24 protein-coding genes are annotated in these 20760 nt (G+C 66.2%); 9 read left to right on the top strand and 15 right to left on the bottom strand.

The genetic code is table 11. The features are described from left to right. Positions 1 to 3 precede the first annotated feature (3 nt). Entirely contained in the window at positions 4 to 1440 is a 1437-nt protein-coding gene (locus VI340_RS15230) for an MATE family efflux transporter (RefSeq protein WP_336358665.1), read from the bottom strand. Between the two features lie 372 nt (positions 1441 to 1812). Between VI340_RS15230 and VI340_RS15235 the strand changes: the two genes are divergently transcribed. Beyond that, positions 1813 to 2229 (top strand): hypothetical protein, encoded by a 417-nt coding sequence (locus VI340_RS15235; protein WP_064287106.1) that lies wholly within the window; start codon positions 1813 to 1815, stop codon positions 2227 to 2229. Between the two features lie 33 nt (positions 2230 to 2262). Here the strand turns inward: VI340_RS15235 and VI340_RS15240 are convergent, their stop codons facing one another. Continuing rightward, the gene (locus VI340_RS15240) at positions 2263 to 3366 is read right to left on the bottom strand and encodes a tRNA (guanine(26)-N(2))-dimethyltransferase (RefSeq protein ID WP_008307109.1); all 1104 of its coding nucleotides are present in this window, start codon (positions 3364 to 3366) and stop codon (positions 2263 to 2265) included. 350 nt (positions 3367 to 3716) lie between these two features. After that, positions 3717 to 5399, bottom strand: a complete 1683-nt coding sequence (locus VI340_RS15245) for a histidine kinase N-terminal 7TM domain-containing protein (protein WP_336358666.1) — start codon at positions 5397 to 5399, stop codon at positions 3717 to 3719. Between the two features lie 133 nt (positions 5400 to 5532). On the opposite strand from VI340_RS15245, the gene VI340_RS15250 reads away from it, so the two are divergent. After that, positions 5533 to 5886, top strand: a complete 354-nt coding sequence (locus VI340_RS15250) for a zinc finger SWIM domain-containing protein (RefSeq protein WP_008307107.1) — start codon at positions 5533 to 5535, stop codon at positions 5884 to 5886. A 210-nt stretch (positions 5887 to 6096) separates the two neighbouring features. Here VI340_RS15250 and VI340_RS15255 read toward each other — a convergent pair whose 3' ends face one another. From VI340_RS15255 to hisH, 3 genes are read right to left on the bottom strand one after another with little or no spacing between them, the layout of a single operon-like run. After that, positions 6097 to 6831, bottom strand: a complete 735-nt coding sequence (locus VI340_RS15255; protein ID WP_336358667.1) for an acetoacetate decarboxylase family protein — start codon at positions 6829 to 6831, stop codon at positions 6097 to 6099. Further along, entirely contained in the window at positions 6828 to 7673 is an 846-nt protein-coding gene (locus VI340_RS15260; RefSeq protein ID WP_336358668.1) for an SDR family oxidoreductase, read from the bottom strand. The genes VI340_RS15255 and VI340_RS15260 overlap by 4 nt, the downstream gene beginning before the upstream one ends. Positions 7674 to 7697: 24 nt before the next feature. Further along, the gene (hisH, locus tag VI340_RS15265) at positions 7698 to 8345 is read right to left on the bottom strand and encodes an imidazole glycerol phosphate synthase subunit HisH (RefSeq protein WP_008307104.1); all 648 of its coding nucleotides are present in this window, start codon (positions 8343 to 8345) and stop codon (positions 7698 to 7700) included. A 171-nt stretch (positions 8346 to 8516) separates the two neighbouring features. Here hisH and VI340_RS15270 point away from each other — a divergent pair, with 171 nt between their 5' ends. Next, on the top strand, positions 8517 to 8882 hold the full coding sequence (locus VI340_RS15270) for a hypothetical protein (RefSeq protein ID WP_008307103.1): 366 nt from the start codon (positions 8517 to 8519) through the stop codon (positions 8880 to 8882). A gap of 28 nt (positions 8883 to 8910) precedes the next feature. On the opposite strand, the gene VI340_RS15275 is transcribed toward VI340_RS15270, so the two are convergent. From VI340_RS15275 to VI340_RS15290, 4 genes are all read right to left on the bottom strand, one after another. After that, positions 8911 to 9498, bottom strand: a complete 588-nt coding sequence (locus tag VI340_RS15275) for a uracil-DNA glycosylase (RefSeq protein WP_336329557.1) — start codon at positions 9496 to 9498, stop codon at positions 8911 to 8913. A gap of 112 nt (positions 9499 to 9610) precedes the next feature. Beyond that, positions 9611 to 10054 carry a RidA family protein gene (locus VI340_RS15280; RefSeq protein WP_008307101.1) on the bottom strand — a complete coding sequence of 148 codons (444 nt, stop codon included), beginning with the start codon at positions 10052 to 10054 and terminating at the stop codon, positions 9611 to 9613. A 224-nt stretch (positions 10055 to 10278) separates the two neighbouring features. After that, a complete protein-coding gene (locus VI340_RS15285; protein WP_336358669.1) occupies positions 10279 to 10830 on the bottom strand; it encodes an endonuclease dU in 552 nt (183 codons plus the stop codon). Beyond that, complete coding sequence (locus VI340_RS15290) at positions 10827 to 11012, bottom strand: DUF5786 family protein (protein WP_004515979.1); 186 nt, start codon at positions 11010 to 11012, stop codon at positions 10827 to 10829. Before VI340_RS15290 ends, VI340_RS15285 begins: the two co-directional genes overlap by 4 nt. 160 nt (positions 11013 to 11172) lie before the next feature. On the opposite strand from VI340_RS15290, the gene VI340_RS15295 reads away from it, so the two are divergent. Together VI340_RS15295 and VI340_RS15300 are read left to right on the top strand one after the other, a co-directional pair. After that, the gene (locus VI340_RS15295; protein WP_336358670.1) at positions 11173 to 11784 is read left to right on the top strand and encodes an MBL fold metallo-hydrolase; all 612 of its coding nucleotides are present in this window, start codon (positions 11173 to 11175) and stop codon (positions 11782 to 11784) included. Between the two features lie 50 nt (positions 11785 to 11834). Next, entirely contained in the window at positions 11835 to 12740 is a 906-nt protein-coding gene (locus VI340_RS15300) for a hypothetical protein (protein ID WP_336358671.1), read from the top strand. A 50-nt stretch (positions 12741 to 12790) separates the two neighbouring features. On the opposite strand, the gene VI340_RS15305 is transcribed toward VI340_RS15300, so the two are convergent. Continuing rightward, the gene (locus VI340_RS15305; RefSeq protein ID WP_004960523.1) at positions 12791 to 12940 is read right to left on the bottom strand and encodes a 50S ribosomal protein L40e; all 150 of its coding nucleotides are present in this window, start codon (positions 12938 to 12940) and stop codon (positions 12791 to 12793) included. A 141-nt stretch (positions 12941 to 13081) separates the two neighbouring features. Here VI340_RS15305 and VI340_RS15310 point away from each other — a divergent pair, with 141 nt between their 5' ends. After that, positions 13082 to 14155, top strand: coding sequence for a hypothetical protein (locus VI340_RS15310; RefSeq protein ID WP_336358672.1), 1074 nt, complete (start codon positions 13082 to 13084; stop codon positions 14153 to 14155). A 169-nt stretch (positions 14156 to 14324) separates the two neighbouring features. Here the strand turns inward: VI340_RS15310 and VI340_RS15315 are convergent, their stop codons facing one another. Continuing rightward, positions 14325 to 14840 carry a DUF367 family protein gene (locus VI340_RS15315; protein WP_008307093.1) on the bottom strand — a complete coding sequence of 172 codons (516 nt, stop codon included), beginning with the start codon at positions 14838 to 14840 and terminating at the stop codon, positions 14325 to 14327. A gap of 87 nt (positions 14841 to 14927) precedes the next feature. On the opposite strand from VI340_RS15315, the gene VI340_RS15320 reads away from it, so the two are divergent. Then, positions 14928 to 16607, top strand: a complete 1680-nt coding sequence (locus VI340_RS15320) for a redoxin domain-containing protein (protein WP_008307092.1) — start codon at positions 14928 to 14930, stop codon at positions 16605 to 16607. After that, positions 16604 to 16984, top strand: a complete 381-nt coding sequence (locus tag VI340_RS15325) for a nuclear transport factor 2 family protein (protein WP_008307091.1) — start codon at positions 16604 to 16606, stop codon at positions 16982 to 16984. The genes VI340_RS15320 and VI340_RS15325 overlap by 4 nt, the downstream gene beginning before the upstream one ends. 27 nt (positions 16985 to 17011) lie before the next feature. Here the strand turns inward: VI340_RS15325 and VI340_RS15330 are convergent, their stop codons facing one another. From VI340_RS15330 to VI340_RS15340, 3 genes are all read right to left on the bottom strand, one after another. Then, a complete protein-coding gene (locus VI340_RS15330) occupies positions 17012 to 17722 on the bottom strand; it encodes a class I SAM-dependent methyltransferase (RefSeq protein WP_336358673.1) in 711 nt (236 codons plus the stop codon). Positions 17723 to 17833: 111 nt separating this feature from the next. Continuing rightward, the gene (serS, locus tag VI340_RS15335) at positions 17834 to 19216 is read right to left on the bottom strand and encodes a serine--tRNA ligase (RefSeq protein ID WP_336358674.1); all 1383 of its coding nucleotides are present in this window, start codon (positions 19214 to 19216) and stop codon (positions 17834 to 17836) included. Positions 19217 to 19300: 84 nt separating this feature from the next. Next, complete coding sequence (locus VI340_RS15340) at positions 19301 to 19744, bottom strand: universal stress protein (RefSeq protein WP_008307088.1); 444 nt, start codon at positions 19742 to 19744, stop codon at positions 19301 to 19303. Positions 19745 to 19851: 107 nt separating this feature from the next. Between VI340_RS15340 and VI340_RS15345 the strand changes: the two genes are divergently transcribed. Continuing rightward, a complete protein-coding gene (locus VI340_RS15345; protein WP_336329562.1) occupies positions 19852 to 20760 on the top strand; it encodes an MBL fold metallo-hydrolase in 909 nt (302 codons plus the stop codon).

Raw genomic sequence — 20760 nt, forward strand, 5'->3', positions numbered from 1 at the left:
GCGTCAGTCGTCGAGCGCCGCGTCGGGCCGGTAGGACCGGCTCACGACCCGCCACGTCCCCGACCGGAAGCGATAGTAGGTCACTGCCGCGGGAACGGCCGTCTCGACCACCAGCGAGGCGTACAGCGCGAGTTCGCCGAGCGGCGTGACGTAGCCGAGATACGCCAGCGGGAGGGCGAACAGGTACATCCCGGCCAGTTGGGAGTAAAACGGCCAGCGCGTGTCGCCGCTGGCCCGGAGCGGCCCGACCGAGCCCCCGTCGATGCCCCGGAACACGACGCTGGCACACGCGACGGCGACGAACACCGTCACCAGCGGGAGCACTGTGGGGTCCGAGACGAACAGGCGGGCGATGCCCCGCGAGAACGGGAGTAGCGTCGCTGCGACGACGATGTACACGCCGATACTCAGCCGGAGCACCGTCTGCGCCCAGACGGTCGCCTCGGCCTCGTCATCGTCGCCCAGGGCCTGTCCGACGAGGCTGCTCGACGCGAGGCTCAGCCCCCAGTTCGGCGTATCGAGCAGCGCCCGGACGCGGAGCGCCACGACGTAGGCCGACACGACGCCGGGCCCGAACAGGCCGACGATGAACAGCCGGGGGAACTGCGCCCCGGTCCGCGCGAGGTTGGCCCCAACCAGCGGCGTCCCGGTTTTCGCGAGGTCCCGCCCCAGTCCCCGGTCGAGGAACGGCCGCGACACCGGAACCTGGACCGGAAACGCGCCGATTATCGGGAGGCCGCCGCGAGCCAGCCCGACGGTGAACCCAGCCGTGACGAGCACGTTCGCAATGACCGTGCCCAGCGCCGCACCGACGACGCCGAGGCCGAACCCGAAGATGAAGACGGCGTTCAGCGCGATATTGACGACCGCGCCGCCGGCCCGCAACAGCATCGGCGTCCAGGCGTCGTCGGCTCCCACGAGCGTCCGACTGGCGATGAGGTTCAGTGCGGCGAAGGGGACTCCGAGGGCGACGACGCGCAGGTACTGGACCCCGTACCCGACGGCTTCGGACCCCGTTCCGACGAGGTCGACGAGCAGCCCGGGGACGACCCAGTACGCCGCCGTCAGCGGGAGTGTCAGCCCCAGCACGACGGCGGCGCTGGTCGTGACGGTGACCGCCAGTTCCTCGTCGGCATTGGCCCCGTAGCGCTGTGACACCATCCCGATTGTCCCCCCGGCGACGCCGCCGCCCAGCGCGAACACCAACTCCCAGAACGGCGCGGCGAAGCCGACGCCGGCGATGGCGGTCGGCCCGAGCGCCAGCCCGACCATCGCCACGTCGACCGTCGACTTCGACATCCGGGCGAGCCCGGTGACGATCCGGGGCCAGGACAGGTCCGTCGCTCGGCGGACCCGCTCGCGCTCGACGAGGCCGAACCGCGCGAGCAGGCCGCCGATGAACAGCAGGACGCCACGGACCGGATTGTACGTGGAGGGCACGTGTTCGCCACTGCTTTGCGGTCGAGGCAAAAAGGGGTTTAGAATGTGGCCAGCGGGTGTAGTTGTTTCAGGAGACGTGACTGGTTCCAGTCCAGAAATACCGGCATGCTCGTTTCAGTCCCACAGAGACAGCACTGACAAACCGGCCGCGGGTGGGACTGAAAGGGGCGAGACGCTGGGCGTTCGAGAGGAAGCAAGCACTGGAGCGAATGAAATGAGCGAAGCGCGCAGCGAGTCGCAGGAGCCCAGCGTCTCGGGGCTTTCTGGCTCTTTGCGGCTGTCGCCAGTGAAACAATGCCGACTCTACCGCCACAGACTCGAACAGCTAGCCGCCCTCACAGGGTTTATACAGCGCCGCTGCAACGACCGGATATGGATACGGAAGCGGCCATCCGGCACGGGACGATGCAGGTGACCGTCCTGTTGCTCGTCGCGGCCGCACTGGCTATCGGTTTCGGCGTCGCCGGCGTCGGCGCGTCCCTGCCGATTGTCGTGGGCCTGCTGGTACTGACGGCTGTTCTATTCGCCGCCCGACCGGACGAGGACCGATTCGGTCCCGTCGCCGGTGTCGACATGGACGGCATCGTCCAGTCGCTGTGGCTCGCGCCGCTCGTCACGGCCCTACCGCTGCTCGTCCGCCTGTCGGCCACACCCGGCGAGGTGCAGGCCATCGGCGGACTGCTCGGCCTCGCGGGGATGGCGAACTACTTCCTGCGGCCGGTGTATCTGCTGGGCTACGATCTCGTCTCCGCGGTTCGAGAGAGCGTTGGCCGGGCGAACGGTCGGTAGTACGAGTCGAGACGGAACTGAATTCCCGCCCTGCTACTCCGCCGTCGCCTCGCGGATTTCGACCACGTCGGCGTCCGTCTTGAACGTCGTGCCGCCGTAGTGCGTTCGGGAGGCCTCGTAGCCGGCATCGCGGAGTTTCTCGATGAACTCGTCCATGGCCTCCGCGCCGCGACCCCAGCGCTTGCAGAGGCGGTGCTGGTCGTAGTGGGTCGGCGTGTCGATCTCCTCGCTGAGCGTCGCCAGCAGTTCTCTCGCTTCGTCGGCGGTGCCCATCTCCTCGGTCACCTGTTCGGACACGGCGTCGGCGAACGCCGGGTCGCAGGTCCGGCCGAGCCAGATGGGGCCGGCCGTCTGGAGGTGCTCGTCACAGACCGGACAGGCCTCGGGCGGGTCGGCGATGAGGCCGTAGTCGTGGTCGCGCCAGAGGCAGTGCTGGCAGTGGTGGACGTAGCCCAGTTCGTCGATGCAGTCGTTGGCGACTTTCGCCCCGTGGTCGAACTCCAGATAGGTCCGGGCGTAGTGTTTCGTCGCGTGGCTGAGAATCGGCCGGGCGGCGATGTCGTAGCGAGCGGCCGTCCGGACCATCGCCGACAGGAGGACGCGCATCCCCATCTCGGCGTGGAACTCGGTGTTGCGCGGGACCGCGCCGTAGGACCGGACGCCGCTCTCGAAGTGTGCGCCACACAGCGGCGCGGTGTCGGTGGCCGTCACACAGAGGAGGTGTTTGGTGCCCTGCACCGCCGCGTCGGCGAAGGGAATCGGCGTGCCGAAGGGGTCCACGTCGACCACGTCGAACGCCTCGGAGTGCATGAGCACGTTCGCGTCCGACCGCCGGACCGAGGCCGCGAGGTCGTTCCGTTCGAGGTTCTGCTCGCACAGCGCCGTCGCGTCGTCGTCGATGTCACACAGCGTCGTCTCCCAGTCGTTGGCCGCCGCGCGGACGCCCCGGATGCCGCTCGCGGCGGTGGCGTCCAGGTACGTCGACACGCGGGGGGTTCGCTCTCGGTAGGCCCGCAGCGCCGCCACGGTGATGTCGCGGTTCAGCTCCTGGACGGGGTTGAAGAACACGTCCGCGCCCTTCCCCGCATCAGGCTGTTCCGGCACCGTGACCGTCACCCGGCCCTCACTGACGCGCATACTCTCCGGTCCGTGCGTGCGCCGTTAAGTCGTTCGAACCTAGCTGTTGTATCTGTGGCTGAGTTGTCTCACACGAACGGCCAGAAAGCCCCCTCGCGGACGACTCGTCTGACTCCGTGCGCTCCTCGTCACTCCCGTCGGTCGTTCCTGCGGTGCTACAGCCGCCAGACTCGCCCTCCGTTCACGGGTCACTTCGTTCCCCGTTCACGCGATTCGAGGGCTCACTGTGTTCGCCCTCGCAGCGCTCGGCCCCTTTCAGTCCCACCCGTATCGGCTGTGTAATCGCACTGAGAATGCCGGCTGTGTAATCGCACTCAGCACGGTCAGCGGACCGTATCCCCGACTACCACTCACGCCGCTTCGGCGGTCGTCCGCTCTCGGGGCAGTCGAACGGTCACCGTCGTCCCGTCGCTCGTGTCGAAGTCGAGATCACCCTCCAGCGTCGTGGCTGTCCAGCGGACGAGCCAGAGACCGATGCCGCTGCCGTGGTTCAGGTCCGTCTCGCGGCCCCGCTCCAGCACGCCGAGTTCGTGTTCTGGAACGCCAGGGCCGTTGTCGCTGACGGTCAGTACGACATCGTCGCCATCGACCGCGGCGCTGACGGTGACGACGGGGTCCGGGACGTGCTGGAGGGCGTTCTCGACGAGATTGGCGAGCAGAATCTCTAACAAGGCCGGCTGGGTTGTCAGTTGGAGAGAGCCGGGTATCTCGACCGCGACTGAACCGCTGTGTCCGTCGCGGGCAGACTCGACGACTCCGGTGGCGAGGTCGGCAAGTGCGACGGATTCCAGGCCCGCGTCGCCAGCACCCGCTTCGGCGAGCGTTCGAGCCTTCTCACCGGAATCGACGAGGCGACCGACCGACTGCTCGATGGTCGCGGCGTAGTCAGCCTGATCGCCGTCGAGTTCTGCCGCCAGCAGTTCCGCCCGGGCCTGGATGACGACGCTCTCGTTGCGGACGTTGTGTCTGAGAAAGCGGTTGAGCACTTCGAGGCGGCGCTCGCGGCGGATCTCGTCGGTGATGTCCTGAAAGACGACCGTGTACCCCAGTTGTGTGCCCGCCTCGTCACGGAGCGCCGTCTGCCGGATTTTGAACTCGTGGCGTCGACCACCGGCCTCGATGGACGCCCGCGAACTCCCGCCGTCAGCTGTGATATCGTCGCCTACCAGGAAGCCGTTCAGTGGCTCTGTCAGACTCTCGCGCTTATCCACGCCGAGCATCCGCTCGGCGGCGGGGTTGAGGTTCACGACCCGACCCTGTTCGTCGACGATGGCGACCGGCGTGGCGATGTCGTGGATGGCCGCCCGCTCGCCGGCCCGCCGGGTCGCCGGGTGGAACTCGAACATGTCGCTCCGGACGAACGCATACAGGTCAAGGGCGACGTGGGGCAGGAACAGGAGCGTCGTCAGATTGATCGTCGGAACCGGCCCGATGCCGCCGGCCCACAGCAACACCGCGGCCCCGGGCGGTATCGGGCTCAGGCCCACCGCCAGCGCCTCGCGCCGGTACAGCGGGCCGTAGCTGACGACCGTATCGAACACCAGCAGGGTCCCGAAACTGACGAACAGCATCGCGACGATGATCGTGAGCAGTCCGGCCGGCAAGACGGCGTAGTCGGCCCCCGCGCTGCCGGCGGTCGGCACGACCCGGAATCCCTGCCAGACCACGGTATGCAGTGGGTTCGTGACGACGAGCGCCGTTCCGGCGAGCGGGAGCACCGCCACGGCCCGGTACCAGCCGCTCTTCAGAACGGTCGTCCGGCCGGTGTAGCCCAGCGCGAACGAGAGGAAACAGAAGCCGATCCAGATGATGCCAAGCCAGGACACCATCTCCAGGGCGAGGCGCAGTGTCGGGTCGAACACCAGCAGCGCCGCGCCGTAGCTGAAACACCAGCCCGTCTGCGTGACGATGGTCGCCACGAACCACTGTGCGCCGGGCTTGCCCCAGTGTGTCCGGAGCTGGGCCAGCAGATACAGCGACCCGAATCCCGAGGCAAACGAGCCCAGTGCCAGCCACGGGAGGTCGAGGTTCATGCCGGAAGAAACCCGTATTCCGTGTTTATTCTTCCGGGCACAGTACAAGCACTGATAACTCCCTGCTGCGGCTGCGAGCCAGCCGGGACGTGGCTGCTGAAGCCGACGCCGTTTTGTCACCCCTTTCCGTAGCATGGATGTGACCGGAGTCGAGGAGTGGGTGGCCGACCTCGAAGCCGCCGGGGAGCTGACCCCCGACGCAGTGTCGGCTATCGTCGACGTCCACGATGACCGCGGCCACCAGGCTATCGAGGCTGTCGGCGAGAGCCGCGTCAAGCAGTACCGCGATTTCACTGTCGTCGTGGGCCACGACGACGAGTATATCGTCGAGGACGGCGGCTGTACCTGCGCCGACAGTGAGTACAACCTCGACGCTGAGGACCCCGACCAGCTCTGCTGGCACGCCATCGCCGTCCGCGTCGCCGAGGCTATCGACGCCGTCGACGAGCACGACATGTGGTACTCTGAGGTCCGCGAGTTCCTATAGTACCTTTTTACTTCGTCGCCCTTCCTCGCGGCGCGTAGCGCCGCTGCGGGAGGGCTCCTCGCAAAAATCTACGCTAAAAATGACCTTCTCGCTCCCGCTGGTCGCGAGAAGTGAAACCGCGCTCCGTCGGCGCGCGGTATGCTATGCGGTACGGCTTCCTCACCGCTCTGCTACTGCTACCGCACTGCTCCGCTCCTGCTACTGCCCCCGCTACCGCTCCACTGACCGCCCAGCGCCGTACGCAATCCGCCCCTCCAGCGAGAACCGAAGCACTGACCGGGAGCCGAGATCGAGCGAGCGGAGCGTGTTGGCTCGCTCGTGGTCGCCCAGGTCCACGTCGACGCGGTTGCTCAGCGGCGCGGCCCCCAGTTTCCCCTGGAACTCGATTGGCGTCCGTTCAAGCTGGCCCTCCCGGACCGCGTAGCTCTCGATGGATTCCCGGCGCTCCCAGGTCCGGGGCCAGTCGATGCCGACCGTCGCCACGCGGTCGCCGTCCTCGACGACCGTCGTCTCGCGGCGGGTCGCGTCGTCGTGGTGCGTGATGTCGGCGACCGTCTTCGGGTAGCCCCAGATCTCGTCGCCGAGGGCGCGCGCGGGTTCGGTCGTCACCGGGAGCGACCAGATGTAGCTGCCGGCCGCCCGAGTCAGCAGCGGGAGCAGCGGTGGCCGCCAGCCCACTGTAGTCGCTGGAATCATGGCGGCGAACTCGTCGTAGGGGGCCATCGCGTCGTCGCCGATGCGGTGGTACTCGACACAGAGGAGCACGACTGCGGCCCGCCGGCCCGTCGCCCGAACTGGCGTCAGTCCATCGGGCAGCAGCGATTCGGCAACGTCGTATCGTGCCGGCAGCACCGCGCTGGCGACCGTCGCCTCGGTGACCAGCGGCAGCGTCACCTCGTGGCCGGTCGAGAGCCGAACTCTGTCGCCGTCGGTCAGTTGGGTCATAGCCACCGCCCCAGCAACGCACTTACTCGACCGAACCCGCGATGAATCGGGTCCTGCAGTCGCGCCGGCAGCCAGTGGGTCCAGCGGACGAACGTGGCGAACGCGCCGACGGGGTAGCGGGCCTTCGGTGGGTCGTCGGTCGCCGCGGCCAGCACCGTCGCGGCGACGGTCTCCGGCGTCGTCGCCAGCGGCCCACCGGTGAGCACCCAGCCGGTTTCGAGCGCGTCGTACGTCCGGTCGTAGGTCGGCGTCCGATCTTCGTCGTTCAGGCTTCCCAGCGCGCTGTCGGCGAAGCCGGTGTCTACCCACGCCGGTTCGACGAGCGAGACGTGGATATCGTCCTCGCCGGCGATCTCTATCCGGAGCGCGTCGGTCAGCGACTCGACGGCGGCCTTGCCGGCCGAATACGCGCCCAGGCCCGGCGACGCGGTGTGACCCAGCACGCTGGATACCGTGATGATGCGCCCGCCGTGTTCGCGCATCTCGGGGAGCACTGCCTGTGCGAGTCGGTGTGGGCCGTGGACCAGCACGTCGAACTGCTCGCAAACGTCGTCGCTGGCTATGTCTTCGACTGGCCCGGCGACTCCGTAACCGGCGTTGTTCACCAGACAGTCGAGTCGGCCTGTCTCCTCGATGACCTGGTCGACGACGGCTTCGATCTGTGCTTCGTCGGTCACGTCGAGTTCGAGATAGCGACAGCGCTCGCGGATGTCCGCAGGGAACTCCGCTCGAACGTCCGTCGCATACACTGTCCAGCCGTCGTCGACGAACGCCCGCGCCGTCGCCGCTCCGATACCCGACGCTGCACCAGTGAGCAGAACGACAGAATTACTTGTAGACATACGGACACATACCGAGTCCAGAACTCAGTGGTCGAGGCAGTAGTCGACGAAGTTCCGGAGGATGCGCAGCCCCGTCTCGCCCGATTTCTCCGGGTGGAACTGCGTGCCGAAGACGTTGCCGGCGTCGTTGGCGACGATGGAGGCGAAGTCGGCCCCGTAGTCAGTCGTCGCCACCGTCGCGTTCTCGTCGTCGGGGACGGCGTAGTAGGAGTGGACGAAGTAGGCGTGCTCGCCGTCGACGCCCTCGACGAGCGGATGGTCCCGCGTCACGTCGAGTTCGTTCCAGCCCATGTGTGGCACGGTTTGGTCGCGGCTGAACCGGACGTTCTTCCCGGGAATGAGGTCGAGCCCTTCGGCGTCGCCCTGGCCTTCGTGGTCGGCCTCTTCGCTCGTCGTCAGGAGCATCTGCATCCCGAGGCAGATCCCGAACAGGGGCTTGCCGGCCTCGGCCTGTTCGACCAGCGCCTCGCGGAACGGCCCGGCGTTGTCCATTCCTTCGGAGAACGCCCCGACGCCGGGCAGGACGATGCCGTCGGCCGCGTCGAACTCCGCAGGGTCCTCCGAAAGGGAGACCTCTGCGCCGGCGCGTTCGAGCCCGCGCGTGACGCTCCGGAGGTTCCCCAGTCCGTAATCGACGACGACCACGTCCGCGGTCGTCTGTCTGACACTCATACGGGACCGTAGGCGAACAGGGGCTAAGTGACTTCCTGTTCGAACAAGCCTTCGGCACGACCACTGTCTGGCGGGAGGTGTCGCTTACAGTCAGACACCCGGACCTGATAAGGATATCAACTATGAAAATAGGCCGGCCCAGTTTTATTCACCTACCGCATACGCCCGCTGATGGTTGATATTACAGACGTTCTGTACGTCGACGGTAACGTTCTCATCGCTGAGTTTCCCGAAGAGATGGAGATGACAGACGAGACGTTTGCGAAAGTCAATGAGCGGTTCGAGGAACTCGCCTCACAGCCGGCGGTCGATACGCATATCTCGAACCTCCAGATGGAGGCGTCACTGAACGACGACGTATTCACGCGAGCACAGGAGGCCGCTGAGGCGGGCAAGGAGTTCGGTATCACGGACTGGGTCATCGTCTCCGAGGGGATCAAGAAGATGGCGCTCAAGAGCCGGGTCGGCGAGATTTCTGGTGTCGACATTTCGCTGGTCGACACGAAGGCAGAGGCGATGGATATCGCAGCGAAGTAGCGGTTCCGGGCCGCACTACCCGACTATTTTAAAACTCGCCGAGTCGCGACTGTCCGCTCTGGGCGTCGGTGAACTCTGCGGCAGTCGTTATCGCGGCCTCAAACGTCTCCTGCTGGCTGGGGTCGTACAGCGTCGCCGCCGGGTGGACGGAGACGAGCACGCGGCGTGGCTGGCCGGCGATAGCCACGTCGAACACGTCGCCCGCTTCGCCGGTGACGGCGACGTCACGCTCCAGCAGGTGCTCGGCCGGCACTTTCCCGAGCGTGACGACGACTTCGGGGTCGACGCGGTCGATTTCCGTCTCCAGATAGTCGCGGCAGTTCGCGAGTTCACCCGTTCGCGGGTCGCGGTTGTCCGGCGGGCGACAGCGCACACAGTTGGTGATGCGCACGTCGCCGCGGTCGAGGCCGGCCTCGCGCAGCGCCTCGTCGAGCACGTCGCCGCTCCGGCCGACGAACGGCTCGCCCTGTTCGTCCTCGTTCGCGCCGGGGGCCTCCCCGACGAACAGCAGGTCCGCGTCAGCCGGGCCGACGCCGTTGACGATTCGCGAGCGCGAGCGACAGAGCTCGTCACAGCGCTCACAGCCGACGACGTCGAGGCCGTCCATCTGCTCCATGCCCCGTCGTTTGCGCCGGGGGCTCTCAAACGCAGCGGTCCATCGCCACGCTTTCGGTCGGAATCCGGTTCCGCTGGCTTCAGCGACAACAACTGTCCAGATCTGGCAGCGATTACCGCTTTACACCCGTCGCTTCGATCTGTACCGCCGCGTCGTTCGGCAGGCGTGCCACGCCGACGACGGTCCGCGACGGTCGCTGCCCGTCGAAAAACGCCGCGTACGCTCGCTTGACCGCTGGTAGCTGGTCCATCTCCGCGAGGTACACCGTCGTCCGCATCAGGTCACGCGGTTCGAGACCGGATTCGGCAGCCATGGCACGAATCTGGTCGAGCGCGGCGAGCGTCTGTTCCTGAACGTCGCCGCTGCGAACCGTTTCCGCGTCGGGGAACTGGCCGTCGAAGAACACGAGTTGGCTGTCCTGCTGGCGCGTGCCGTACACGCTGTGCTCTGTCGGCTGGTCGCCCTCGGACCGGGTCACGCTACTGTTGATGTTCGTCTGTTCGCTCGTTTCTGCGGGCTCTACAGCATTCCTCGCCTGCGTTCTGCTTTCTGCCATTGTATCTCTACAAACACAGTGCCGGACAATCAGGCTATCTTTAGCTATTGCTAAATACAATCTACGATAGAATATTGCTACCGCGTTTGTCGTTCAAATCCTCATCTCTAACTTAGTAATAGCTAATAAGTCGTTGGGGTAGCTGAAGTAGGTGAATCCGGGCGGTCCATTGTACCGATGGGCAATACGATACCGCATCCGGTCGGTCGCTCCCGCTGCGTGAGTCACTCCATCTCGACCAGTCCCCGCGCAGCCAGTCGGGCGACCCGGAGGGGTTCCGGACGGCCGCCCTCTGGTGTGAACGCGCGGACGACATCCGCGGCGGCGCTGTCGTCGAGGCCGATACTCCGGACGTACACTGTCTCGTCGTTCACCGTCACCGGTCGGCGTTCCGGCTGGGCACGGTAGGTCGCCAGCCGGTCCTGCACGACATCGGGGTCGTCGAACGCCTCGCGGATGGCTCCCGCAAGCCCCGGGGAGGATTCGAAGGTGACCGAGACGACCGGCAGGTCGGTGTGGTCGTGAATCTGTTCGAGGTCAAGTATGTTGAACCACGCCGGCGCGATACCCGCCACCAACAGGTAACGAACGTCCTCGCGGTCCAGTCGGTCGACCATCGCACACACCGTCTCGGTCGCGTCGCTCCCGCCGACTGTAGCAGTACTGAAAACAAAGCCGTCGGCCACTCTGCTGGCGCGGACGACGGCGCCAGCGAACTGACTGGTTTCCGCCCGATACGACTCCGCGACGCCGAGGGCCCGTGCCCCTGATTTCACGTGTTCTGGTTGTCCTTGATGTCTTCCAGTCTATCGAGTAGTTCGTCGTTCGACGCGGTGAACTCGTACTCGATGTCGCCCTCGTGGGCGTTTTCTTCAGCATCGAGGCCGTCCTCGTCCTCGAAGTCTGTGTCGTACTCCTGATTGTCTTGTTCCGATTCGTCGTAGCTCCCGAACCCCATGGTACGTGTACAACTATGACGTTCTTAGTGAAAAATCACTCGGCGACACTATCGTGTTTGATACTCGATATTTTCTCGACACTGTGAGTCGAGATACCCAATTCCGGTCGGGTTGCCGGCGGACAGTACACTCAAGCGGGCCGCGCCACAGGCTTCGTGTATGGACGTTCACAACGTCACCGCCGAGGCCGAGACGTTCACCTGCAACGCCTATCTCGCGACCGGCGAGCAGACGACGCTGGTCGACGCCGGCGCGATGCGCGGCGTCGTCGACGTCATCCGCGAGCACGTCGATACGCTCGACGCCGTCGTCTTGACCCACCAGCACGGCGACCACGTCCAGCAGCTCGACGCCGTCCTCGACGCCTTCGACGTGCCGCTGTACGCCTACAGCTCCCACCCGCGTCGGGACCGCGAACTCGCCGACGGCGACACGCTCACGGTCGGTGACGAGGACTGTGAGGTCGTCTACACGCCGGGCCACGCCGACGACCACGTCTCGCTCGTCTCCGAGTCGTCCCTGTTCTCCGGCGACGTGGTCGTCCACGACGACGGCGCGTTCGAGGGCGGCTCCTTCGGCCGCACTGACCGCCCCGGCCAGTCCCGCGAGCGCCTCATCGAGAGCATCGAGCGCATTCTCGACCGAATGCCGGCAGGCGTCGAACATATGTACTCTGGCCACGGGGGCGTCTTCCACGGCGACGTCCGCGAGGTCGTCGAGCGCGCCCTCGAACGAGCCCAGCGCCGCGAGCCGAAGTACCCCGACGAGTAACCCCTCGAAACCGGCGCAACGCTCTAGTGATAGGGCCGATATTCGACTCCATGAACCAGCGACTTCTGACGGGGGCGGCCCTGGCGCTCTCCGGCGTCGTACTGGCCGCTATGCAGGTGTTCCATGCGTTCCAGCAGACCCGGATTCCGGTGGCGGTCGCGGTCGATGCGCTCCCCTTTGCGGCGATGGGGCTGGCGATAGCGTACGCGGGCGTCTGGCTCGTTCGCGACACGGTGTTCGAGGGGGCCACGTCCCGAGTGGCCGCGTGGGCCGCCGGCGGGACCGTGGCGTTTGCCGCCATCGCGGCGCTCCTGTTGTTCAGCCAGCGCGTGACCTCCGGCTCACTCGCCCGAGCGTCGTACCTGACGGTGGACCTCGTCACCGTCGGCGCGCTGGCGGGCGTTCTGGTCGGGCTGTACGACGCCCGGAGCCGCAGTCGGCTCCGCGAACTGGCGGCCGAGCGCGACCGCATCGAGGCCTTCGCTGGCAAGGCGGCCGACGTGAACAACTACGGACGCGCCATCGCCAGCGCCCCCAGCGTCGACGGCGTCGCCGCCTTCGTCGTCGAGGCCTTCGGGACGATGACCGGCATGGAGGAGACGGCCGTCATCCGGCTCAGGGACGGCGATGCAGTGGCGCTCGCGAACACTATTCGAACCGTGCCGGTCGACGTCGTCGGCTCGCTCGCACAGGAAGTCCGGACACAGCAACAGGGTGAGGTCACCGTTCACGACCGGCCGTTTTCCACCGACGTCCCCGAGTCTGTCACCGATTGCGTATCGGCAGTGGTTCTGGACGATGAAGGCACGACGACGGTCGTCATATCGGTCACGACGGACGGGACGGCTGTCGGGGAAGAAGATCAAAAGCTGCTGGAGCTCATCGTCTCACACGCGTCGGTTCGCATGGCGACGCTCGACCGGCAATCAGCGGACAGAGAACCCACTGAGAAGTAGCTGATTGGCGACGAACCGCCACCGAATGCCGGCGGCAACTGACCCGAAAATCAGGCGCTGCGGGTCTCTTTCGCCTTCGGACGCAGGTTTCCGTAGCCGCACTTCCGGCATTGCTGTGCGCGCTGTGGGTTCCGAGCGTTACACCGCATGCAGATCTGCTTGTTGAGGAGTCGGTCGGACGCAGTCTCGAAGCTAGCCATGCGCGCTTCTTTCCGGTGCGCGCGTTTAAGCTTTGAGTTTCGGTCCGGGAAGAATTCCGTGAGGGCTTTCTGGCCGTTTGCGAATATCGCGACACTTCAGGCCGCCGCCGGCTTTAGATGCCCGAGCGGCGAAGCCGGAGTATGTACGATCAGGTCGCGGACCTGTCGGTCACCGTCGAGAGCTGTACGTTCGAGCGGCTGGAGCGGGCGACTTCCAGCGGGTTCGACCGAGTAACGACCGTTATCCGGCTCTCCGGTGCGGGCGAGACCGGCAGCGGCGAGGACGTGACGTACACGACTGAAGCCCACGACGCGCTGCAGGACAGCGATACGTTGCAAGGTGCGGACTCTCCGCTGGCCGGCGAGTACTCCGTCGACTCGTTTTCCGCGGTACTGGAAGCGGCCGACCTGTGGCCCGCCCCTCCCGACGAGGAGCGCTTTCGCCACTACCGCCGCTGGGGGTTCGAGAGTGCGGCGCTTGACCTGGCGCTGAAGCAGGCCGACACGGACCTCGGGACGGCGCTCGGCCGGCAGTACGACCCGGTGAACTTCGTCGTCTCGACGCGGCTCTCTGACCCGGACGACGACACACCACCGACGGCTGACAGACTGGCGATGCTGTGCGAACGTTACGGAGACCTGGCGTTCAAGCTCGACCCCACGCCGTCTTGGAGCGAGGCGCTCGTCGACGAACTGACGGACTACGACGTTCGCGTGCTGGACCTGAAAGGGCTGTACGAGGGGACTGATGTCGATGTCGAGGCCGACCCGGAGTTCTACCGCCGCGTCGTCACCGGCCTCCCGGACGCGCTGGTCGAGGACCCCGACCTGACCGAGGCGACCCGGCCGATTTTCGACGGTCGAGAAGCGCGCGTTACCTGGGACGTGCCTATTACCGGCGTCGAGAGCATCGAGGCGCTGCCGTTCGAACCGGCGTGGCTCAACATGAAGCCGTCCCGCTGTGGCACTGTCGAGTCGGTGCTCGAAACCATCGACTACTGCGAGGAACACGGCATCGACCTGTACGGCGGCGGGCAGTTCGAACTCGGCGTCGGCCGCGACCACATCCAGGCGCTGGCGTCGCTGTGCTACCCTGCCGGGCCGAACGACGTCGCGCCCGGCGGGTACAACGACCCCGACCCGGACGCGGACCTGCCGACGAGCCCGCTTACGCCACCCGACGCGCCGGCTGGAATCGGGGCCGGGTTCTGGTAAGTACCCTGAAAAATGAAGGCGAAGCTACATTATTGTCTGGATGCTAACTACTTTCATGCGGTGCCAAGCCTGCGGAGAACGCATCGAAGATGTACTGGAGGCACACGCACGGCGGGCCTGTCCACACTGTGATGCGCCGCTCCTCGAAAAGCCAGCAACGCCCAAATGACTACTCCTCGGCGAGGTAGTCGTCCTGCACGTCGATGACGTCGCTCGAATCCTCGCAGTTCGCGTACCGCTCCAGTGGTTCCTCGTTCAGTTCCAGAAACGTGTGGCCCCAAGAGAACGTCGAGAGAATCCGCTCGGCGTGGTCGTGCTCCCCGAGAATGGCGAGCGCACCCGCGAAGGCTTCGACCGTATTGAGCTGAAAGGCCGTGCCGTAGTTGACCGGGTTGCCGGCGACGAGGAAGGGGAGCGAGCGGTGCACCCCTTCGAGGTCGAACGCCTCCCGTTCGGCGGTCTCCCAGGAACAGTCGAGTGCAACCAGACGGCTGTGGCGAGCGCCGTCGCCGGCGGTCGGTCGGTCCGCCGGAGACAGTGCCTGCTCGGCGAAGGGGTTGAGCACGATGCCGGGCGGCGTCGACCGCGTCGCGCGGTGGAGTTCGGCCTCGTCCAGCCGGGCCAGTTTCCGCGCGCTACATTTGTCGGGGTCGTCGTCACCCTCGTACCGGACGTGCAGTTCCACACAAGCGCTACTACGCTGGCGAATAAAAGCGACTCGTTCAGTGACACTGTGCAAACACTGTTATAGCCGGGCTTGGTTGTACAACGTGTGCTTTCAGAGGGGACGGCGGCACCACTGTTCGAACTACCGGCGCTCGTCGACGGCGACTGCCAGCGAGTCGGGCTGTCGGACTACCTCGGCGAGGACGTGGTCATCCTCGCGTTCTATCCGGCGGATTTCAACCCGGCCTGTGACGACACCGCCTGTGACCTGGACGAACTCGACCTCTTCACGATGCAGAAGGACGTGAGCATCCTGGGTATCAGCCCGGATTCGGTGTACAGCCACCGGGCCTTTGCCGACCGCTACGGCCTGAACATCCCGCTGCTGTCCGACACTGACCACGATGTCGCACGCGAGTACGGGCTCGATTTCGTGGACGACATCGGCCAGCAGCTCATCGAGCGCGCCGTCGTCGTCATCGACCACGACGGCGACGTGCAGTACGCCTGGAGTACCGACGACCTTCAGGAACTCCCCCGTGTCGGGGAGATCAAGGACGCCATCGCCGACACCGGCGGCGACGACACCGCGTTCGCCCGCTACCGCGTCGGCCACGCCCACTACACGGAGGGCCGGCGCGCGTTCACGTCGGCGATGGGGGCCTTCCGCGAGTCGGAGTGGATGGTCGCACAGGGCGACTTCCAGCAGGCCCGCGAGGAGTTCGAAGCCGCCGAGGACCACTTCGACACCGCTGTCCGGTTCGTCGACGACGAGTCCCTGAAACCGATCTACGAGGACGCAAAGACAAAGGCGAACTCGCTGTGGCAGGCCAGCGATTGGCTCACACAGGCCGCTCGCGCCTACTCTAGCGGGAACGGAGCCGAGGGCCAGCAACTCCGGGACGACGCCGAGGGGCCGCTGGAAACCGCCCGCGGCTACGAGGAACCGCCCGACCCCGACGGTCCGTGGCCGCCGGACCTGGAGACGCTGGAAAAGGAGGAGGACGACGACCGGCCGGCGTTCCTCACACAGGACGAGACAGCTGTGGACACCTCGCTCGACGTGGATATCGACGAGGAAGTCGAACGGACAGACAGCGAACTGTCGGAGACAGCATCGTCGGCTACCGAGTCGGCGCTGGATTCGATGCCATCACCCGAAGCCGCCGATGCGGCCGACGAAATGCGAGACGCAGCCGACGGACCGGCGGCAGAACCAGCCGAGGAGACGACACCAGCGGGGACAGCTGACCAGTCGACGAATCCGCCGCCTTCGACCGACGAATCGACTGCACCCGTAGACCAACCGTCAGCGCCGGAATCTGAGGCGACGTCGGCCGGCGGCGCGCCGCCGGAGTCAGTGTCGGTACCCGACGGAGAGGGTGATATCTCGGACGTCGATGACGCCGATATCGAGGAGATACAGGCCGAACTGGCCGCCAGTGAAGCCGACACCGAGCCGACGGACCCGCTGGAAGAGACTCCGACCACGATGGTTGAGGCGCCACCCGACACGGTCATCGATGGAAACAACGACTCCGCGGCACAGGACACGCCGGACGGCGAGCAGTCGACTGCCGGCCCGTCGCCGGACGCCGCCGCCTCCGAGACGGAGACCGACGACGCAGTCGAACTGGACCTGGCCGACCCGATGGCCGACGACGGCGACACGGGAGCAGCGGTCGACCCCGAGCCGGACGACGGTTCGGGCCCGGAAACAGACGGCGAGCCATCTGACACGGAGAGCGATAGAGACACCCCTGAGGAACCCGAATCAGGCCCGTGACGCGACCCGATCTCCGTCAGCGTACACGGGCCTATTACCACGCCATCGACGGCGACGACTACGACCAGTTGGCCTCGCTGCTCGCCCCGTCGTTCGTCCACGACCGCCCCGATCAGACTATCGAAGGCCGGGACCGGTTCGTACAGTTCATGCGTGAAGAGCGACCCCAGACAGACACCACGCACCCGCTGGACGGCCTCTACTGTCGCCAGAAAGACAGCGCGGGTGAGTCGACCGACGGCGACGACACGACGACAGCCGAGGTCGTCGCCCGCGGCCGCCTGCTCGATACGGACGGCGAGTGCATCGTCGGTTTCGTCGACGTGTTCACGTTCGCCGGGGACGATATCGAGCGCATCGAGACGTACACGCGCTGAGGCTCGACTGCTTTCGGATTTGCTGTGTCACTGTCCCGGCAGCGACAGCCGAACGCCGTACGCCGACCCGTCGGTTTCGGTCCCGATGAACGCGTCAACGGTCCATGGCGTCTCGCTAACCGCGGCGCGGAACCTCGATGGTGTAATCAGTAGCAAGTCCGTCCATGGGCCGGCCAGCCCGTCGTACTCGACGCGGAAGGTCCGGTAGGCGACACCGGGCTGGGCGAGGTGGGCCGCGCCAGTCTCCGGGTCCGCCCGGTCGAGCGCGTCCACGTCGGCGACGAGACGGCCACCGGGCCGTGTCACCGCCGCCAGTTCGCTGAGCGTCGTCCGGAGGTCGGCCAGCGAACTGCCGAGGCCGAGTTGCTTGCCCAGGGCGACGACGGTATCGAACCCATTGCCCGGCGGCCGCCGGAGGTCGCCGACCACTGCGTCCGTGACCCCGCGCTCGCGGGCGAGCGCGACGGCCCCCGGACTCCGGTCGACGGCCAGCACGTCGTGGCCACGCTCCTGCAGCGCGAGCGCGTGCCGGCCGACGCCACAGCCGGCGTCGAGGACCCGTCCCGTCACCGCCGAGAACAGGTCCCGCTCGATGGGATGCCAGTCCGATGGCTGCTCGAAGTAGCCCGCCAGATGCGCCTCGGTCAAATCGTCGTCGTCGCGGCGATAGCGGGGCCGCTCGGCGAGGTCGTCGCGGCGGAAGTCCAGTACCATCTGCCCGAAAGCGTCGTCCGGCATACCTCGACGGTGCTGACGGATGAATATAATGGTGTGTTGAAATATGGTGCCGTGTAACGCACCGCATACGGGAACGCGGAACGCTGGCCGAACACAGCGGACCGCGGCCGCCTACTCCTTCTCGCCGGCACCGACGGCGCTCTCGCCGATTTTCTCGGAGCCTTCGATGACTTCCTGGCCGCCCATGTACGGGCGAAGGGGTTCGGGAACGGTGATGGTGCCGTCGTCGTTCTGGTAGTACTCCATGATGGCGACGAGGACACGCGGGACTGCCAGACCAGAGCCATTCAGCGTGTGGAGGTAGTCGGCGGATTCGTGCCGTTCGGGACGGTAGCGAAGGCCGGCGCGGCGCGCCTGAAAGTCCTCGAAGTTCGACACCGAGGAGACTTCGAGCCAGCGGCCGCCGCGGTCGGGGCCGTTCGCCATGTCGTCGCCGGGGGCCCACACCTCGATGTCGTACTTCTTGGCCTGTGTAAAGCCCATGTCGCCGGTACACATGTCGAGCACGCGGTAGGGCAGTTCGAGGCGGTCGAGCACTTCCGCGGCCTCGTCTAGCAGCCCTTCGAGCCGGTCGTAGCTGTTCTCGGGCCGGACGAAGTTGACGAGTTCGACCTTGTGGAACTGGTGGACGCGGACGTAGCCCCGCGTTTCTGTCCCGTGTTCGCCGGCCTCGCGGCGGAAGTTCGGCGAGAACGCCTGGTGTTTGACCGGCAGGTCGTCGTCCAGCAGGATCTCGCCGCGGTACATGTTGGTGACCGGCACCTCCGCTGTCGGAAGCAGCCACAGGTCGTCGCTGTCGTAGTCGTCGTCCTGGCGCGCGCCGACGCGGTAGGCGTCCTCGTCGAATTTCGGGAGCTGGCCGGTCCCTTCCATCGAATCGGAGTTGACGGGAATCGGCGGAAGCACGTCGACGTACTCCTGCTCGCGGTGGACATCGAGCATGAACTGGATGAGGGCGTGTTCCAGACGCGCGCCCTCGCCCTTGACGAACTGGTAGCCGCCGCCGGACACCTTCGCGCCGCGCTCGAAGTCGAGCAGGTCCAGGTCCTCGCCGAGGTCGTAGTGTGGAATAACCTCGTCGGGCAGGTCCCGGAGGTCGTCGAACCCCTCGCGGTAGCGCTCGACGTTATCGGCCTCGCCCTCGCCGGTCGGGACCGACTCGTGGGGGACGTTCGGCAGTTCCAGCAGGGCTTCTTCCAACCGGGACTCCAGTTCGTCGGCGCGCTCCTCGACCTCCTGCAGTTCGTCTTTGAGTTCCTGCGAGCGGTCGATGGCCTCCTGTGCCTCCTCGTCCTTGCCGTCCTGTTTGAGCTGGCCGATCTTGCTCGACACTTCGTTGCGTTCTTGCCGGAGGCCGTCGCCTTCGGCCTTCAGTTCCCGCCACTCTTCGTCGATTTCGAGGATTTCGTCGAGGTCCACGCCCGTGACGCCCTTCCGTTCGATAGCGTCACGGACCGTCTCGGGGTGCTCCCGGACGAACTGTCTCGATAACATGGACGACGGTTCTCGACGGCAGAAATTAGTCGTGTCGGTCCCGCGGTGGGGCTGGCCCGACTGTCGACTTGTGCGTCTCCTCCGTTACGTTTCGCCGCCGACCTTGACCGCCAGCACCGGCACCGGTGAGGCCCGAACCACCGACTCGGTGACGCTGCCGATGAGTTCCTTGGACGGCCCGGTCCGCCCCTCCGTCGCCATCACGACGACGTCGATGTCGTTGCGCTCGACGTAGTCTACGACTTCCTCGTGGGGGACGCCCTGCTCGACCGCCGTGGTCACCGTGTCGATGCCGGCGTCTTCGGCCTGCGCGCGAAGGTCGTCGACGGCCTGCTGGCCGGCGGCGGCGAGGCGGTCGAAGATGCTGCTGTCCTCGAAATCGGGAATCTGCTCGACTACCTGCTCGGTTTCGAGGACGTGCAGCGCGTGCAGACTCGCGTCGTGGCGCTGTGCGAGGTCGATGGCGTGTTCGGCCGCGGTTACGGACCCCTCGGAGCCGTCGGTCGGAACGAGTACGGCGTCGTACATACAGTGGTGTTTCTGATTCCGGGTAAATGGCTTTGCCCTTCTTGACTATTGGTTGTCAGGACAGCCGCAGCACAACGGTTTTGCCCCCGCCGGTCACGAGGAAGTGTATGGGAATCGGTGACGTTTACGAGGTGACGGTCGGGGACTGCACAGACGTCCACTACGTCGACACCGGGATGTACGACGTAGCCGAGTACGGCTCCGTCTACATCATCGACGCCGAGCGGCCGGCGCTGGTCGACACCGGCATCGGCGCGCGCCACGAGAACATCCTCTCGGCGATGGAGTCGGTCGGTATCGCGCCCGAGGACCTGGAGGTCATCGCGGCGACGCACGTCCATCTGGACCACGCCGGCGGGGCCGGCTACCTCGTCGAGGACTGTCCGAACGCGACGGTGTACGTCCACGAGTCCGGAAAGCGACACCTCGTCGACCCCCAGCGGCTCTGGGAGGGGACCAAACACGCCGTCGGCGACCAGATCGAGTACTACGGGAAGCCGATTCCAGTCCCCGAGGACCGCATCGAGACGCTGTCCGACGGCGACGTGATCGACCTGGGCGACCACTCGCTGGACGTCATGCACGCGCCGGGCCATGCCCCACACCAGGTCGTCTTCTACGACCCCGTCGTCGACGGTGTGTTCACCGCCGACGCCGCCGGTATCTACACGCCGTCGACCGACGAGATGCACGTCACGACGCCGCCGGTCAACTTCACGCTGGAGGGGGCCCTCGACGACGTGGCGATGTTACAGGACCTCGACCCCGAAATCCTCATGTTCGGCCACTACGGCCCGGCCGAGACCGGCGACAAACTGGAGACGTACGCCGAGATACTGCCCGAGTGGGTCGCCGAAGTCGAGCGCAAGCGCGAGGAACTCGACGACGACGAGGCTGTCATCGATTACTTCCTCGAGCGGGCCGACACCGACCTCTGGGGCGAGCGGAAGGGTCGCGCCGAGATGCGGCTGAACGTCCGTGGCGTGCTCGTGGCCCTCGACAACCGCGAAGCATAG

This window comes from Haloarcula sp. CGMCC 1.6347 (genome assembly GCF_037078395.1).
Classification (GTDB): Archaea; Halobacteriota; Halobacteria; order Halobacteriales; family Haloarculaceae; genus Haloarcula; species Haloarcula amylolytica.